The sequence below is a fragment of the Thermococcus aegaeus genome, assembly GCF_055393685.1.
In genome coordinates this window covers 1838724-1854086 of record NZ_AP042464.1, presented here as the reverse complement: position 1 = coordinate 1854086, position 15363 = coordinate 1838724, and the positions used below count along the sequence as shown (strand labels likewise).

General features: G+C 42.5%; 16 protein-coding genes. 12 read left to right on the top strand and 4 right to left on the bottom strand.

Going from position 1 to position 15363, the window contains the following annotated elements; translation table 11 throughout:
* The first annotated feature begins 45 nt into the window (after positions 1-45).
* A complete protein-coding gene (gene tiaS / locus ACZ5NL_RS10205) occupies positions 46-1329 on the top strand; it encodes a tRNA(Ile2) 2-agmatinylcytidine synthetase TiaS (protein WP_225807838.1) in 1284 nt (427 codons plus the stop codon).
* Here the strand turns inward: tiaS and purB are convergent.
* Positions 1326-2678, bottom strand: coding sequence for an adenylosuccinate lyase (gene purB, locus ACZ5NL_RS10200; RefSeq protein WP_225807839.1), 1353 nt, complete (start codon positions 2676-2678; stop codon positions 1326-1328). The two genes, tiaS and purB, sit on opposite strands and share 4 nt — an antisense overlap.
* A 185-nt stretch (positions 2679-2863) precedes the next feature.
* On the opposite strand from purB, the gene albA reads away from it, so the two are divergent.
* The 7 genes from albA (at position 2864) to ACZ5NL_RS10165 (ending at position 8102) form a co-directional block, all read left to right on the top strand.
* Complete coding sequence (albA, locus tag ACZ5NL_RS10195; RefSeq protein WP_004067437.1) at positions 2864-3139, top strand: DNA-binding protein Alba; 276 nt, start codon at positions 2864-2866, stop codon at positions 3137-3139.
* Positions 3140-3251: 112 nt separating this feature from the next.
* Positions 3252-3848, top strand: a complete 597-nt coding sequence (locus ACZ5NL_RS10190; protein WP_464842201.1) for an ArsR/SmtB family transcription factor — start codon at positions 3252-3254, stop codon at positions 3846-3848.
* Positions 3849-3906: 58 nt separating this feature from the next.
* Positions 3907-4440, top strand: coding sequence for a CBS domain-containing protein (locus ACZ5NL_RS10185; protein ID WP_252743089.1), 534 nt, complete (start codon positions 3907-3909; stop codon positions 4438-4440).
* 98 nt (positions 4441-4538) lie between these two features.
* The gene (gene psmB, locus ACZ5NL_RS10180) at positions 4539-5138 is read left to right on the top strand and encodes an archaeal proteasome endopeptidase complex subunit beta (protein ID WP_464842200.1); all 600 of its coding nucleotides are present in this window, start codon (positions 4539-4541) and stop codon (positions 5136-5138) included.
* A gap of 23 nt (positions 5139-5161) precedes the next feature.
* Complete coding sequence (locus ACZ5NL_RS10175; RefSeq protein WP_464842199.1) at positions 5162-6253, top strand: eCIS core domain-containing protein; 1092 nt, start codon at positions 5162-5164, stop codon at positions 6251-6253.
* Between the two features lie 169 nt (positions 6254-6422).
* The gene (locus tag ACZ5NL_RS10170) at positions 6423-7766 is read left to right on the top strand and encodes a cyclic 2,3-diphosphoglycerate synthase (protein ID WP_464842198.1); all 1344 of its coding nucleotides are present in this window, start codon (positions 6423-6425) and stop codon (positions 7764-7766) included.
* A gap of 153 nt (positions 7767-7919) precedes the next feature.
* Positions 7920-8102: a PLDc N-terminal domain-containing protein gene (locus tag ACZ5NL_RS10165; protein WP_464842197.1), complete on the top strand. Its 183-nt coding sequence runs from the start codon at positions 7920-7922 to the stop codon at positions 8100-8102.
* Here the strand turns inward: ACZ5NL_RS10165 and ACZ5NL_RS10160 are convergent.
* Positions 8099-10030, bottom strand: a complete 1932-nt coding sequence (locus ACZ5NL_RS10160; RefSeq protein WP_464842195.1) for a helicase C-terminal domain-containing protein — start codon at positions 10028-10030, stop codon at positions 8099-8101. The genes ACZ5NL_RS10165 and ACZ5NL_RS10160 overlap by 4 nt on opposite strands.
* A 49-nt stretch (positions 10031-10079) precedes the next feature.
* Here ACZ5NL_RS10160 and ACZ5NL_RS10155 point away from each other — a divergent pair, with 49 nt between their 5' ends.
* The gene (locus ACZ5NL_RS10155) at positions 10080-10364 is read left to right on the top strand and encodes a hypothetical protein (RefSeq protein ID WP_464842194.1); all 285 of its coding nucleotides are present in this window, start codon (positions 10080-10082) and stop codon (positions 10362-10364) included.
* On the opposite strand, the gene ACZ5NL_RS10150 is transcribed toward ACZ5NL_RS10155, so the two are convergent.
* Positions 10365-11411 carry a M42 family metallopeptidase gene (locus ACZ5NL_RS10150; RefSeq protein WP_464842193.1) on the bottom strand — a complete coding sequence of 349 codons (1047 nt, stop codon included), beginning with the start codon at positions 11409-11411 and terminating at the stop codon, positions 10365-10367.
* An 86-nt stretch (positions 11412-11497) separates the two neighbouring features.
* Between ACZ5NL_RS10150 and sfsA the strand changes: the two genes are divergently transcribed.
* From sfsA to xerA, 3 genes are all read left to right on the top strand, one after another.
* Entirely contained in the window at positions 11498-12190 is a 693-nt protein-coding gene (gene sfsA, locus ACZ5NL_RS10145; protein ID WP_464842192.1) for a DNA/RNA nuclease SfsA, read from the top strand.
* Between the two features lie 66 nt (positions 12191-12256).
* A complete protein-coding gene (locus tag ACZ5NL_RS10140) occupies positions 12257-13102 on the top strand; it encodes a toprim domain-containing protein (RefSeq protein WP_464842191.1) in 846 nt (281 codons plus the stop codon).
* 28 nt (positions 13103-13130) lie between these two features.
* A complete protein-coding gene (xerA, locus tag ACZ5NL_RS10135; protein ID WP_464842190.1) occupies positions 13131-13967 on the top strand; it encodes a site-specific tyrosine recombinase/integron integrase in 837 nt (278 codons plus the stop codon).
* Position 13968: 1 nt separating this feature from the next.
* On the opposite strand, the gene pfkC is transcribed toward xerA, so the two are convergent.
* On the bottom strand, positions 13969-15348 hold the full coding sequence (gene pfkC, locus ACZ5NL_RS10130; protein WP_464842189.1) for an ADP-specific phosphofructokinase: 1380 nt from the start codon (positions 15346-15348) through the stop codon (positions 13969-13971).
* Positions 15349-15363: the final 15 nt, after the last annotated feature.

Sequence of the window (15363 nt, the reverse complement as noted above, 5' to 3'; positions counted from 1 at the left end):
CTCAATGGATAAACTTTTAACCATTCAGCATATCCTAAGGGAATGATGAAGCTTCACATAGGCATTGACGACACGGATTCACCGGATGGAATGTGCACCACTTATCTAGGTGTCCTGCTGTATAGAGAGATTTCCAGGGTAGCGGAGCCTTTAGACCTCCCAAAGCTCATCCGTCTAAACCCAAACGTGCCGTACAAGACCAGAGGTAACGGGGCAGTGGCAATGAGTTTTGAAGTTGAAGATGACGATATGCCAAAGATAAAAAGGCTTGTTCTGGATATGGTTGAGGAGTTATCAGACTTTAATCATGAGAACACAAACCCTGGAGTCGTATTTCTGGAGGGAGAAATTCCCAGAGACTTGGAAGAGTTTACGTACAGGGCTATATGGGAGCACGTTACCATTGAGGAGGCTGAAAAAGTTGCAAGGGAGGTAAATGCAGAAATTCACAAGTTCAAGCTCGGCAGGGGTATAATTGGAGCCCTTGCGGCAATCGGCCACCCGCTGAAGAACTTTACCTATGAACTCCTAGCATACAGGAAAAGGGAATTCTGGGGAAGTAAAAGAAGAGTCAAGGAAGATAGTGTTTTTGAAACCGATAAATTAACTTATCCCTTCACATATGATAACGTCGACCCCTTCAAGGGGAGCGTTCTGATAACTCCCCACGGAAAAGACCCCGTTCTGGTTGGAATTAGGGGAATAGATAAGAATCGGGTTTTGTGGACATTTGAAAACATCATTATTGAAGAACCCGTAGAGTTCTTCCAGATTTATAAAACAAACCAAAATACAGACGACCATTTGAGGTTTAAAAAGATCGGCGAATTAAAGCCCTTGGAGAGTGCCGTTGTAAGGGGGAGAGTCAGCAAAGAGTACTGGGAGAAAGGAAGGCACGTGTTTTTCGAGCTGAGTGATGATACCGGCACAATCAGGGTTGCAGCCTTTGAGCCCACCAAGGGATTTAGAAAATACGTTAGAATGCTAATTGAAGGCGACGAGGTCATTGCAGCCGGAGGAGTAAAGGAGTTCGAGGGTGTTTTGACCCTCAACTTGGAGAAATTCTACCCGATAAAGCTTGCCGAAAAAATAGTTTATGAAAAGCCAAAATGTCCAAAGTGTGGGGGAACAATGAAAAGCAAAGGGGACTACCTGAAGTGCAAAGAATGCGGACACAGAATGCCAAAAGTTCTGATTCCAAAAAGATTACCCCGCCAGCTTGAGAAAAAAATCTACGAAGTGCCACCTGATGCAAGAAAGCACCTTTCCAGACCGCTCGTCCTTCCGCTTGGAGAGGAAAAAATTTTGGAAGCAGCTGAGAGAAATTAACCTCCCTCTCTTCTCTCGACCTCTTCTATGTAGGCTATTACGTTGTCCACTATCTGTGGAGCCAAGCCTATGTAGTTTTCTGGCCTTAGAGACTCCAAATCCTCTTCGCTGAGGTACTTCATAGCTTCACTCTCTTTAACCACTTCTAACAGATCTCTTCCTTCTTCAAATGCCTTCATGGCAAGCTGTCTCACCAGTTCATGAGCCTCCTGCCTCCCCATGCCCTTCTCCGTAAGCTTGAGCATCAGCGGTTCGGCCATTATCAGGTTCTTTGTGAGGTAAAGATTTCTCTTTATATTCTCAGGGAAGAACTCCAGGCCGGATAAGACCTTCTTCATACTCTTCAACATCTCATCCAAGAGTATAAACGTCTCCGGGAGTATTACACGCTCAACTGAAGAGTTAGTAAGGTCTCTCTCGTGCCACAGCGGATTGTTGAGTAAGGCTGGAATAACGTTGGAATAGATAACCCGTGCAAGCCCGCTGACTTTTTCACATCTTATCGGGTTTCTCTTGTGCGGCATTGTTGAAGAGCCAACCTGCTTCTTTCCAAAGGGCTCACTGATTTCAAGAATCTCAGTCCTCTGGAGGTTTCTTATCTCAAGGGCTATTTTGTCGAGGGTTGAAGCTATTAAGGCCAGAATGCTCATGAGTTCTCCGTAGACATCTCTTTGAATTATTTGGTTAGTTATCAAAGCTGGTTTAAGACCGAGGTCTTCCATGACTAAGCGCTGGATTTCAAGCCCCTTTTCACCAAAAGACGCCATCGTCCCAACGGCACCACTCATCTGTCCCACAAGGATTCTCTTCTTGGCTTCTTCAATTCTATCAATGTGCCTCTGGATTTCATCTAGCCAGATGGCAAACTTCATCCCATATGTGGTTGGAACGGCATGCTGGCCGTGAGTTCTTCCAATGCACACAGTATATTTGTGCTCCTTTGCGAGATTTTTAAGTATTGAACGGAGCTCCCTAAGATCCTTCAGAACAATCTCCAGGGATTCCTTAATGAGAAGAGCATTGGCGGTGTCTATTATATCATTGGATGTCGCCCCGAGATGGACGTATTTTCCATGTTCTCCGCAGACCTCACTTAGGGCTTTAACAACAGCCATTATATCATGGTGAATTTCGGCCTCGATTTCTTTAACTCTCTCAACTTTTACCCATTTTGTGTTTGCTTTTTCGCTGATTGCTCTTGCACTTTCTTCAGGAATGTTGCCAACTTTCGCGTGAGCCCTTGCAAGGGCGGCTTCCACATCAAGAAGTTTCTGGAGTTTATTTTCCTCTTCCCAGATGCGTTTCATCTCTTCACTACCATACCTGTAATCAATCGGATGAATGGCCATTGTATCACCAGCTTTTTGTAATAATCAACCTTAAAAAGATTTTCTAATACACACAAAAATGTCAAAACTAAAACTCGGTTTCTTGGGTTTTTATGGCATATCTGGAAACCCGAGCATTCAACCGAAAAGTATTTAACCACATATCCAAAGTTTGCTATTGACAAAACTTTCGGAGGGTGTCAAAAATGGCAGAGGAACATGTCGTCTTCATAGGAAAGAAGCCTGTTATGAACTATGTATTGGCCGTAATAACCCAGTTCAACGAGGGTGCAAAGGAAGTTAGCATCAGAGCCAGAGGTAGGGCTATCAGCAGGGCCGTTGACGTTGCAGAGATCGTCAGGAACAGGTTCCTTCCAGAGGTTAGAGTTAAGGAGATAAAGATCGGCACAGAGGAGCTCCCAACAGCTGACGGAAGAACAGCCAACACCTCAACAATTGAGATCATCCTCGAGAAGCCATGAATTTAGTTTTTCTTTCCTTTTCATAAATTTACTCAGATTTTTACTTCAATCCCTTTTGAAGTGAAAACAAAGGTTTTAATATTTTTACTGCCAAATATTCTTGGTGTGGTAAGTGGAATTTGAAACAATTGATGTGAGAGACGAGAAGGCTAAAGAACTAGCCCAAATTCTCGCAAATGAAACTTCACTTCTAATACTGGGACTCCTGCAAGAAAAGACACTTTCAATGTCAGAAATAGCAAAGGAACTTGGAATCCCCATGTCAACTGTTTCCTATCATCTAGATAAAATGGTAAGGGTAGGGCTCGTGGAAATTGCAGGAAAGAAGTATGGCAAACGATTGCAGGAGGTAAAGTTATATAGGGCCTCTTCAAAACCAATTCTTCTGCTTCCTAGGGGAGTGCCTGTTAAAAAACGTTTCTTGAGAGTTTTTGAGAAAATACAGATTATAAGCTTGGGAATAGCCGGCCTTCTAGCTTCAGGAGCTTATGTACTATCCAACAAACTCCTCCAAGGAAAACCCCAATTGGTTGCCAAGAACGCAACATACGCTGTTGAACGAGCCCCCTTTCCTGGAGTTCAGGGTACTAACGAAACGGTTACACCTAAGTTAGTTGAGGCTTCACCAATACCCTATATTTTAGCGATTTTAGTATTTGTGGTGGGCTCTCTTCTGATTTCTCGATACCTAATGAAAAAGAAAATTTAATCCCAAAACATTTTTAAGTTTCTTATCGTAGTTCAACATGAATCAGGAGGGAACAACAATGATGCCAAAAATTACTGTGGAGCAAATAGTTAAAAGGAAGGCAGTTGTTGTTAGACCAACCGAAACTGTTGAGAAAGTCGCGAAAATTCTTGCAAGAAACAAAGTGAGCAGTGCGGTTGTCATGGACAAAGACGAGATAATAGGTATTGTTACAGACAGAGACATTCTCAACAAGGTAGTCGCCAAAGGGAAAGATCCCAAAGAGGTAAAAATCAGCGAGATAATGACAAAAGATCCCATAACGATAGAATACGACTACGACATTCAGGATGCCATCGAGCTTATGATGGAAAAAGGAGTAAGGAGACTCCTCGTAACAAAGCTTGGAATGCCAATGGGCTTTGTAACGGCGGCGGATCTTCTTGCGGCAGTAAATGCATACAATCATGAGGAAGAGGAAGCTGAAAAAGAAGAGGGAGAAGTCTACGGAATATGTGAGGTCTGCGGGCAGTATGCTCAGCTTCACAGAGTTGTTCACGAAGGTTATGAAAGATGGGTCTGCGAGAGCTGCAAAGATATGCTTGAGGGTTGAATGCTCCTCCGATTATTTTTTAAATCTGCCTTAACCTAGCCCATATTCCCAAAGGTTTAAAACTCTTCTGAGGAATACACATCTAGAGGTGAGAGGATATGGAAAAGAAAACCGGAACAACCACCGTTGGAATTAAATTGAAAGATGGGGTAGTGCTGGCTGCAGACACTCAAGCTTCTCTTGATCACATGGTGGAAACCCTCAACATAAAGAAAATTTTACCCATAACTGATAAGATTGCAATAACAACTGCAGGAAGCGTTGGAGATTTACAGGCTTTAGCGAGAATGCTCGAAGCTGAGGCTAGGTATTACCAATTCACCTGGGGGAAACCAATGACGGCAAAGGCCATGGCAAACCTTCTCAGCAACATACTTAACGAGAGCAAATGGTTCCCTTACATGGTTCAGATAATCATTGGTGGCTATGTTGAAGAACCAACACTTGCAAGCCTTGATCCATTAGGAGGGCTTATCTTTGATAACTACACTGCAACAGGCTCCGGAAGCCCGTTTGCAATAGCAGTACTCGAAAACGGGTACAAGGAAGATATGACAATCGAAGAGGCTAGGGAACTTGCTATAAGGGCGGTAAGAACAGCGGGTAAGAGAGACGTTTATACAGGGGAAAGGAAAATTCAGGTAGTCACAATAACCAAAGATGGCATGAAAGAAGAATTTGTTGAGTTTAAGGATTAATCTTTGTGTTTTTTGGTGATTAGATGAGGAATAAGACCCTCCTCGCTCTTTTTCTTATAGGCATCTTCTTTATTGCATTTTTGTATCGTGACTACTCTTATCCAAGTGAAGATGCCCAGCAAGTGCTTCAAATAGCCTCCAACATATCAAAAGAGGTAGAGGAAATAAGGGGGCTTAGTTTTAAGGAGAATCCAAAGATAATCGTTCTTACTAGAGAGGAAGCCCTTAAAAAATGGGGTCCAAGCAGAGAGGATTACCAAGAAATCAGAAAGTGGGAGTTAATATACAAGATGACATTTCTCGTTTCGCTTGATTATAACCTCACAAAAACAAAAAGAAAAGAAACTGCCTCATGGATAGCAGTTACTTCAGGAAATAAAGTTTACATAATCTCAGAAAACTTTTTTAAAACGGGAGATACGGCCAAGCGGGTTTTAGCCCATGAATTTACCCATGTGATACAAAAACAGTACTTCGATCCAAAATATCCAGAGACACTTGACGGGAATCTTGCCATTAAAGCCCTAATTGAGGGAGATGCAGATTTAACCGCTGATATTTATTGCAAAAAACATGGCATTAAAATAGAGAAAATAACCTCGCTATACCTCAAAGATCCTCCCATGAACTTTGGGTACTTTCCCTATGTTTTTGGTGACAAATTCGTCGAATACCTCTACCAAAAAGGAGGTTGGGAGCTTGTCAATGAAGCCTACTCTAATCCTCCCCAGACCACCCAACAAATAATGCATCCAGAGCTTTATTTAGCCAAAGTTCTTCCCCAAGACGTGGACGTAAGACTAAGCGGGGGCTATAGAACAATCCACGAAGACCGGCTTGGAGAGTTCTATTTCTATCTCCTCCTTGTAACAAATGGTGTAAGTCAAGAAGAAGCCTCAAAAATATCTATAGCATGGCGAGGGGACAAGGTGGTCTTAGCGGAAAACTCCACGCACTATATATTGATGTGGAAGAGTCTGTGGAGTGATAACAAAGCCCTTCAGGAGATCCAGAATCTTTTCACCAAAAAGATGAGAGAATCAAACAAATTGAAGGCCCAAGTAATAGTTAGTGGAAATGAGCTTATGCTTAAAACAATACTCCCAAAACAATAAGTGTTCTCTTATGTCTAGTTTTGTACTATTATTATCGAAACTTCTTTTTGATTAGCTAGGGCAGAGTGAATATTTTTGGACGAAATATTTCATTAGGCAACAAAAATAGTTATAAATGCCAAAATTCAAACACTATTTGCCTAAACCAAAATATTTTGAGGTGATAGAAATGGCCGAAAAGAAGAGAAAGAGGGTCGTAATTCTTGGTGCGGCAGGAAGGGATTTCCACAACTTCAACGTCTTTTTCAGAAACAATCCTGAATATGAAGTAGTAGCTTTCACCGCCACCCAGATTCCAGACATTGAAGGAAGAATATACCCCCCAGAGCTTGCTGGTGAGCTTTATCCAAACGGAATTCCAATATGGAGCGAAGATGACCTTGAGAAGATAATCAAAGAACACGACATCGACATAGTTGTTTTCGCATACTCAGATGTTTCCCACGAACACGTTATGCACCTTGCCTCAAGGGCACACTCTGCTGGAGCTGATTTCTGGCTTCTTGGTCCAAAGAGCACAATGATTAAGAGCAGCAAGCCCGTAGTTGCCGTAACAGCCGTCAGAACAGGTTGCGGAAAGAGCCAAACATCAAGAAAAGTTGCCCAGCTACTCCAAGAGATGGGCTACAAAGTTGTCGCTATAAGACACCCAATGCCCTACGGTGATCTCAGAAAGCAGGTTGTCCAGAGGTTTGCAACCTTCGAGGATCTCGACAAGTACGAGTGTACAATAGAAGAGAGAGAAGAGTACGAGCCCTACATCGAGAGGGGCATGGTGGTTTACGCAGGTGTTGACTACGAAAAGATACTTCGCGAGGCAGAGAAAGAAGCAGACATAATCCTATGGGATGGAGGAAACAACGACTTCCCGTTCTATGTTCCAGACCTCTGGATAGTAGTGACAGACCCACACAGGCCCGGGCACGAGCTTAAGTACCACCCGGGTGAAACGAACTTTAGAGCGGCCGATGTTATAATCATAAACAAGATCGATACAGCAAATAGAGATGACGTCCAGAAGGTTAGGGAGAGCATAGAGAAAGTTAATCCAAACGCCATTGTAATCGAAGCTGCATCTCCAATCTTTGTCGACAAGCCAGAGCTCATTAAGGGTAAGAGGGTTCTCGTGGTTGAAGACGGGCCAACCCTTACACACGGTGGAATGAAATACGGTGCTGGATATGTGGCAGCCAAGAAGTTCGGAGCCAAGGAGATTATTGATCCAAGACCATATGCCGTTGGCTCAATAGTTGAAACCTACAAGAAATACCCACACCTTGATGTCATCCTGCCAGCAATGGGCTATGGTAAAAAGCAGATCAAGGAGCTTGAGGAGACAATCAATAGGGCAGATGCTGATGTAGTCATAATGGGAACTCCAGTTGACCTAAGAAGGTTTATGAACCTCAATAAGCCGGCCGTCAGAGTCAAGTACGAGCTTGAGGAGATAGGATATCCAAAACTCAAAGACGTCCTCAAAGAATTCGTAGAAAAGCACGTCAAGAAGGAGTGAAACCTTTTCTTCTTCATTTTTTCTTCGATTAACATTCTAAAGCTCAAAATTTATGAATTGCCCTCTCAAGCATGTTGTTTTCTGTGATTTTGTACTATTTTGAGTTAGAAAAATTTATAAACAAAAATAGTAACAACAGCTTGAGGTGAAATCATGGTTTGGTGGTTAATGGCAGGGGTTATACTCGGTCTCTTAGCATTTCTCTGGGTAGTATATGATATCTTCAAGAATCAAAAAGCCATGAGTGCCGGCAAGAAAGCTCTGTGGATTGCAGTGACTTTAATTTTTGGTTTGCTCGGAGCTGGTGCTTATTACCTCGTGGAAAAAAGAGCTTAAGCCCTCTTTATTTCAATTTTTTCATCGCGGTAGAATTTTATAAGATGCCTCTTCATTGATGCCAACGTAACGGGCTTTAGCGTTTCTTTCATCCAGTCTGGAAGGTCTCTCTGAACAGACTTCCAGAGGAGTCTGTAATCTAGAACTATTATCGCCCCTTTCTCCTCCTCACTCCTATGTACCCTTCCAGCAGCCTGAACGAGCTTCCTGTGAGCCGGCAAAATGTATCCATAATACCTGCCCTTTCCAGGAAACTTGTTTTCAAAGTACCTTATTTGGGCTTGAACTCTCGGAGTAGGTCTAGCATAAGGTATCCCAACCAAAACAACCCCGTTCATTTCATCCCCGCTGTAGTCTTGGCCCTCACTGTTCCTCCCTCCCATGACTCCAAGCAAAACGGCCCCATCCTTCTTTGCCTCTTCTTTAAATGCCATTACCAAAAGATCGTTCTCTTTTGAAGAAGCTCCTTTCTTTTCAATGAACACCTTTTTCCCAGTCTCTTCTCTTATCTGTATATCAACATTGGCAGATAAAAGTCCTTCGAGAACTTCGTAAGAGGCCGTGAAGACACCTACATTCTTTGGGATAAGCTTTGCTGCCTCAACAATATACCTAGCAAGTCTCTTGTAAAGGTCAATGTTCCTTTCATCACCTCTTGTAGAGACATCCCTAGCAACTAGAACAAGGGCATTTTCCTTCTTAACCATCCGGGGGAATTTTTTAAGCCTGCCCTCTACTCCCATTATATCTGCAAAAGCCTCTAGAGGAGTCAACGTTCCTGACATGAAAATTGCAGACTGAACGTTCTTAATAAAGCTCAGAGCCTTTGATGGGTCTAGGGCCACAAGTTCGAGGGAAAAGCCCTTATCTCTGCTCATTAAGAACAGGTAATCCTCTTTTCCGATTAATGCAAACCAAAGGAGTAGAAACTCCCCAATCCTTCCTACATAGCTCCTTGGAGGAAGATTTCTCTCAATTTTGTCTTCTCTTATTGCATCCCCAGCCTTTACCATCTGATCGAGGATTCTAACGAGCTGCCTTTCATTAATTCCCAGAACATCAAAAACATGGTAAAAAATACTTTCGGGGAGTATGGGGACCTCTTCAACTTTCATATCCTTCAATTTTTCCTCGTAGAGATTCTCCAGCCCCTTTAGAAAGATGCTCAAAAAATTTGCAATCTCATGTTCTTTGTACTCATCAGCTTCTTTTATTGCCCTGTTGATGCTATGGATGCTTACCTTGTCACTTAGAGCATTTATTGCCTGGTCTGGTAGATTGTGTGCTTCATCGAAGATTACTATCAAATCGGAATAGTCAAAATCAAAATAGCTCATAAAGTTCTCCCTGATGGCTGGATTTATCATGTACAGATAGCTAGCCACTATCACATCAGAATTGAGTGCAATCTTCCGGGTAAGCTCGTAAGGACAGAAATCAAACATTTTAGAATAGGTGAGCACTGTTATGGGTTCCGCAGGGGTTTGGATGAAGTATTGAACGAGTTCATCGAACTCCTCCTTCTTTTTCTTCAGGTTTTCAAAGAATTCACATTTTCCAAGCTTTTTGAGATTCTTGCAGACTATCATCGCGTTGTAGGCATCGGGGGCAAAGTTCTGGATATACTGATGAAGGCAGAGCTCTTTTCTGCTTCTAAATTCGACTCCACTTACATGGGTCTTTTTGCTTATGGCCTTGAGCTCTTCTATGACTCTGTCCATCTGCTTATGCGTTCTTGCTAGGTAAACTATCTTATACCCCATCTCCTTGGCATAGGGCAAAGCTCCAGCTAATACACTTACAGTTTTTCCAAAGCCTGTTGGGGCCTCAATTACAAGATTCTCACCGTTTCTTACTGCATTGTCTACTAACTTGATGAACTCCTCTTGATTTGGCCTTAAGGAATGATATGGGAAGTATTCACTCATCTCAACTCATCAAAAAGGTTATTAATGAAGGTTTTTAACTTTTCCCAAAGTGAAGAGAGGGATTAAAATGGAAGAATATCAAAAAAAGCTGATAGAGGCTGGAATCGAGGGGGTTATAATCATGGCTCTTGCTTATCTCTTCTACTACCAGAACTATCTTCTCTATAAGTGGCACCGAGGCCTTCCGCTACCATCAAAAATCCCCTTCGTAATTGCTGGAATTCTTACAGGAGTAGCTTATTTCATTTACAAACTCTACAGAATCTATCCTATGATGCAAAAAGAGAAAATAGCAAATGTGATAAGGGAGGAAGAGAACTTAGAAACCCTTTAATCAGATTTCAAGCTCGTGTATGTGCTCAAGGACCTTTACCATGAGCTTAACGCTTGCATCGACGTCCCTCTCATCCACAACCTCGGCATTTGAGTGTATATACCTTGAGGGAATGCTTATTGCCCCTGTTGGAACACCCGCCTTGTTGAGGTGTATTGCTCCTGCATCTGTCCCTCCACCAAGGAGGATATCCCACTGGTATGGGATTTCGTACTTCTTCGCGAGCTCCTCCATCCATCTGACTATCTTTGGATGACATATAACTGAACGATCCATTATCTTTATTGCAGTTCCCTTGCCTAGTTGAGTAACTTGCTTGTGCTCTGGAGTGCCCGGAACGTCAGCGGCTATTGTAACATCTATGGCAAACCCATAGTCTGGATCAATGCCAAAGGCACTTGTCTTTGCTCCCCTAAGACCTACTTCTTCCTGAACCGTTGCCACAAAGTATATATCGGCGTTTGATTCTTTTAATTGCCTTGCAGTCTCAACTAGAGTATAGACAGCTATTCTATCGTCAAAAGCAATGCTCACAAAGCGGTGCTTGCCGAGTCTCTCGAGCCTTCCGTCCCATGTAATTACGGTTCCAATTTTAACGCCCATCTCTTCTGCTTCTTCCTTTGACTCAGCTCCTATGTCAATGAAAATTTGATCCCAATCTGGGGCTTTTTTCCTATCTTCGGGCTTTTGAATGTGTGGGGGAACGCTTCCACCAACCCCATAAATGAACTTGCCCTTGTCAATCCAGACTTTGAAGCGCTGGGCAATCAACGTTCTTGGATCAATCCCACCTATTGGGGCAACTCTCAAGAACCCGTTCTTCTCAATGTGTGTTACCATGAGACCTATTTGATCCATATGGCCGGCAATCATGACCTTTGGACCATCGCCCTTCTTGTGGGCAATAACGTTTCCGAGCTTGTCGACTTTGATTTCATCAACGTAATCCTTCAGGGCTTCAATAACAACATCTCTGATCCCCATAAACTCATAGCCAGTAACTCCGGGAGCTTCGACTATTTTCTTTAATAGTTCATAATCCACCATCACTACCACCCCGTTTAGATATTCATCTTAATGTATGACGGGTAATATTTAAGGTTTTAGGTCGATAATCCGGTGAGGGGATCATCATGTTGCTAAAACTTCCAGTAGTCGAGTGCACTTTTATAACAAGACTGAACAGATTTGTGGGACTGGTGGAGGTAAACGGAGAACCTAAAAAGGCTTTAATAACAAACACTGGCAGACTAGAGGAGTTCATGGTTCGAGGAAAGAAAGCCTTCTGCATTCCCAAACAAGGAGGGAAAACAGACTTTATTCTGGTTGGGTTCCTTGAAAAAGATGGGAGGGGAGCCATTATAGACACGAGAATTCAGGCAAAAGCCTTTGAAAGGGCCGTCGAGCTAGGGGCAATCAGATGGCTTAAAGAATGTAAAATCAAAAAAAGAGAGGTCAAAGTTGGCAGTTCTAGATTAGATTATCTCCTAGAGTGCAACGGTGAAGAGATCTGGGTGGAAATGAAAAGTGCTGTTCTACGAGAAGGAGATTACGCAATGTACCCGGACTGTCCGAGTGTAAGGGGACAGAGACATATAAAAGAGCTGATAAGCTTGAGAGAAAAAGGCAAAAGAGCGATGATAATCTTCATAGGTGCTCTACCCGGGGTTAGGAGGTTTAAACCCTACATCAAAGGCGATCCGAAAATTGCCGTGCTTTTAAAAGAAGCAAAGGAACGGGGAGTGGAAATCAGAGGAATATCTATAAGCCTACTCCGCAATGGAGGAGTGATCTTAGAAAATGATGATCTTGTAATTGAGGTATAGCCCAAAGGCTTTTATAACGCTCACCCTATAAAAGCTCGGGGGTAACACCCCGCGGAGGTGTTGGGAATGACTATTGTTGATGTTAGAATTCTAGTAGAAGGAGCAAGCGATGTGGAAGTCGTAAGTAAGGCCCTTCAAGGCTTAGCCCTTGGTAGTGAGTATAACATAACAATTTCTGCAATAATTCCAACAACGAATTTGGAAATAGCTAAAAGTGCCGCAGCAGGGGCAGATCTATTAATAATAGCCACCGATGCAGACAGAGTTGGGCGAGAGCTGGCAGAGAGAATGTTTAGAGAGCTTAGCGAACTCGTTGGGCATGTAGAAAGGATGAAAATACCCCTAGGACATGATTTGGAGCACATAGATGTGGAGCTTGTGAGAAAAGAAATCAAAAATACACTCGTAAGAGCAGGCCTAAAAAGTCTCCAAATTTTGCCCGAGTATATGGCATTGAGAAATCAGCTCCTTGACCTAAAAGGAAAATATGAGATTCTTATTCAGGAAAACGAGAAGCTCAAAAATGACTATCAAGAACTCGAAGGCAAGTATGGGGAACTCCTGGAAGAGTACAGCAAACTGGTTGAAGAGAACAACAAGCTGAAAGAATCCTTAAAGAGGAGAGCCAACGTTTTTAAGATAAGTGAGATATGGAAAGAACTCTTCGGAGAAACAGAACCACCAGAGGAGAAATACATAGCAGAGGCCGTTGAGAAACTTAACCTTGGCGGAAAAATCATTGTCGGACAGGGGTACATATATTCAGATGATGAAGATCTAGTAATCGAGCTGCTTAGAATAGTTCATCTGAGCCTCAGCATAGCAGAAAGCAAGAGGGAAGAGAAAGCCGAAGAAAAGGAAGAGAACACAGAGAAATTAGAGGAGCCCATAGCTGAGTTCGAAAACTTCTGAACCTTTAAAATTTATTTTTGTGATTTATATGGACGTTATAGAAGAATTCAAAACGTACCTTGAACTCGAGGGAAAAAGTCCCCAGACCGTTAGAATGTACACCTACTATGTAGATCGCTTTTTAAAAGAGGTCAAAACTCCAAGCTACCGCTCTGCACTCCGGTTCCTGGCAAAACTTAAACAAAATGGATACTCAAACAAAAGCCTCAGCCTCGTGGTTCAAGCACTAAAGGCGTACTTTAGATTTGAAGGACTGGAGGAAGAAGCGGAACGGTTGAAGTCTCCAAAAGTACCGCGGAGCTTGCCAAAGAGCCTGACGAAAGAAGACGTAAGGAAGCTCATACAAGCTGTTCCACCCACAAGAAAAAGGGATAGGCTGATAATTCTGCTCCTTTATGGAACAGGATTAAGGGTAAGTGAATTGTGTAATCTTAAGGTAGAAGACGTGGATTTCAAGCGGGGGATCTTGGTCGTAAGAGGAGGTAAGGGGGCTAAAGATAGGATCGTGCCTATTCCCGACTTTCTTTTAAAGGAACTTGATGCTTATCTGAAAACAAGGGAAGACGGAAGTGAATACCTCTTTGTTGAAGTTAGAAGGACAAAGAAAGACAGGATTTCTCCAAAGACAGTTTGGTATCTTCTCAAAAAGTATGGAAGCAAGGCGGGAATAAAGGTGACCCCACACATGCTCCGCCACAGTTTTGCAACTCACATGCTGGAAAAAGGAGTAGACATAAGAGTCATCCAAGAAATTCTCGGCCATTCAAACCTCTCAACAACGCAGATATACACAAAAGTCACCGTGGAACACCTAAAGAAGGCACAGGAAAAAGCAAAGCTTATTGATGAGATAATAAAAGAGTAGTCTATTCTTTTCTTCTCAAAAGACTTAGATAGCTTGTAAAAGCTCCAGCGGATATTGTATCCCCTAATCCCACAGTAGATACGGGATTTCTGACAAGCCTTGTGGGGATAATAACTATCTTGTATTCCCTCGTCCTCATTTTTGCCTTTGCCTCTTCAAATCTCAACTTCACGTACTCTCCTTTTTCGTTGAATGGAATGTTTAAGCCAACCTTAACATTTTCCGGCCTTTTAATGTCTCCAAGAAATGCCCTCGTAGCTGCGAGAGTTGTTCCTACTTCCAAGGACTTCATTAGTTCTTCCTCGGTGAGCGGATTGTCGTTGTGGGTGATGTACATCAGGTAGTAAATTGTGTGCACTTGGAGAATTTCGAGATTTAGTTCATCAAGTAGAATCTTGGCTCCTAAAACAGCGTCCTCAATTCTGTTATACGTGAAAATCCTATCGCTTAGTTCTCTATATCCAAGAACACTTAATATGTGCGCTATCTCAGCTTCATCCATTCCTACACTGTCAACGAGAGGAAAGATATTATAAATTACCTTCTTTCTGAGTTCTCTATCTTGAATAGAGGCAAATTCCACATGAATCTTTATATCCTTCTTTTTTCTGAGCAGTTTTATGTCTTCTTTAGCTTTCCTTAGATAGTAGTTTGCGTCTTTTCCGTCACTATAATACCTTCTTAGTCCCTGGTAACCGGAGAGAATAGCCCCATCGACCATCTCTCCTATCTCAGGCAGATGTGGCTTAAGCTCCGGGGAAGTTTCAATTCTAGCGAAATCCTCGAATCTGCAGGCAACGATAAACCTTCCAGAATATGGAACTTCAATGGTTTCGTTTCCAAGCTTGAATTTTGTGCCCGCTCTAAACTCAAAAATTCTGTTGATTTTCACTGGATCATTTTCCCTATATGCTTCCAGGGGCTTCTTTAGGGCAAGTTTTCCATTCTCAACAACCGGATAGAGGAGATTATCCCTATTTACAAACATTTCAGCCTGTTTTCTTCCAAGAAGAGGGGAATAGGCAATCACTTTATTAAAGTCCAAGTTGGCGAGAAGGTTTGCTATTACCCCCACCTGTCCCCCAATTCTCTCAAAATCATATTTAAATCTAGAATTGAACCACTTATCAGTTTCATAACTTACTAAAGGCACGGCTTGGGGCTTTCCAGTCTTGAGGGCGTGGATCAATCTCGCAACGAAGTCTAAAGGCTCGTTTATCTCTCTTGGGTATTCATCGATTCTTTTCTTAATGTTTTCTGCTCCAAATTCTTTTATGAGACTTTCTATGTGTTTTTCGTTCAAATACACTATTGCGTCAACGTTCACGTTGTAGGCCAAGTAAATGCCCATTTTCTGGAAGTCCTTGAGGAACTCCATCATATTATCACCCTCAGT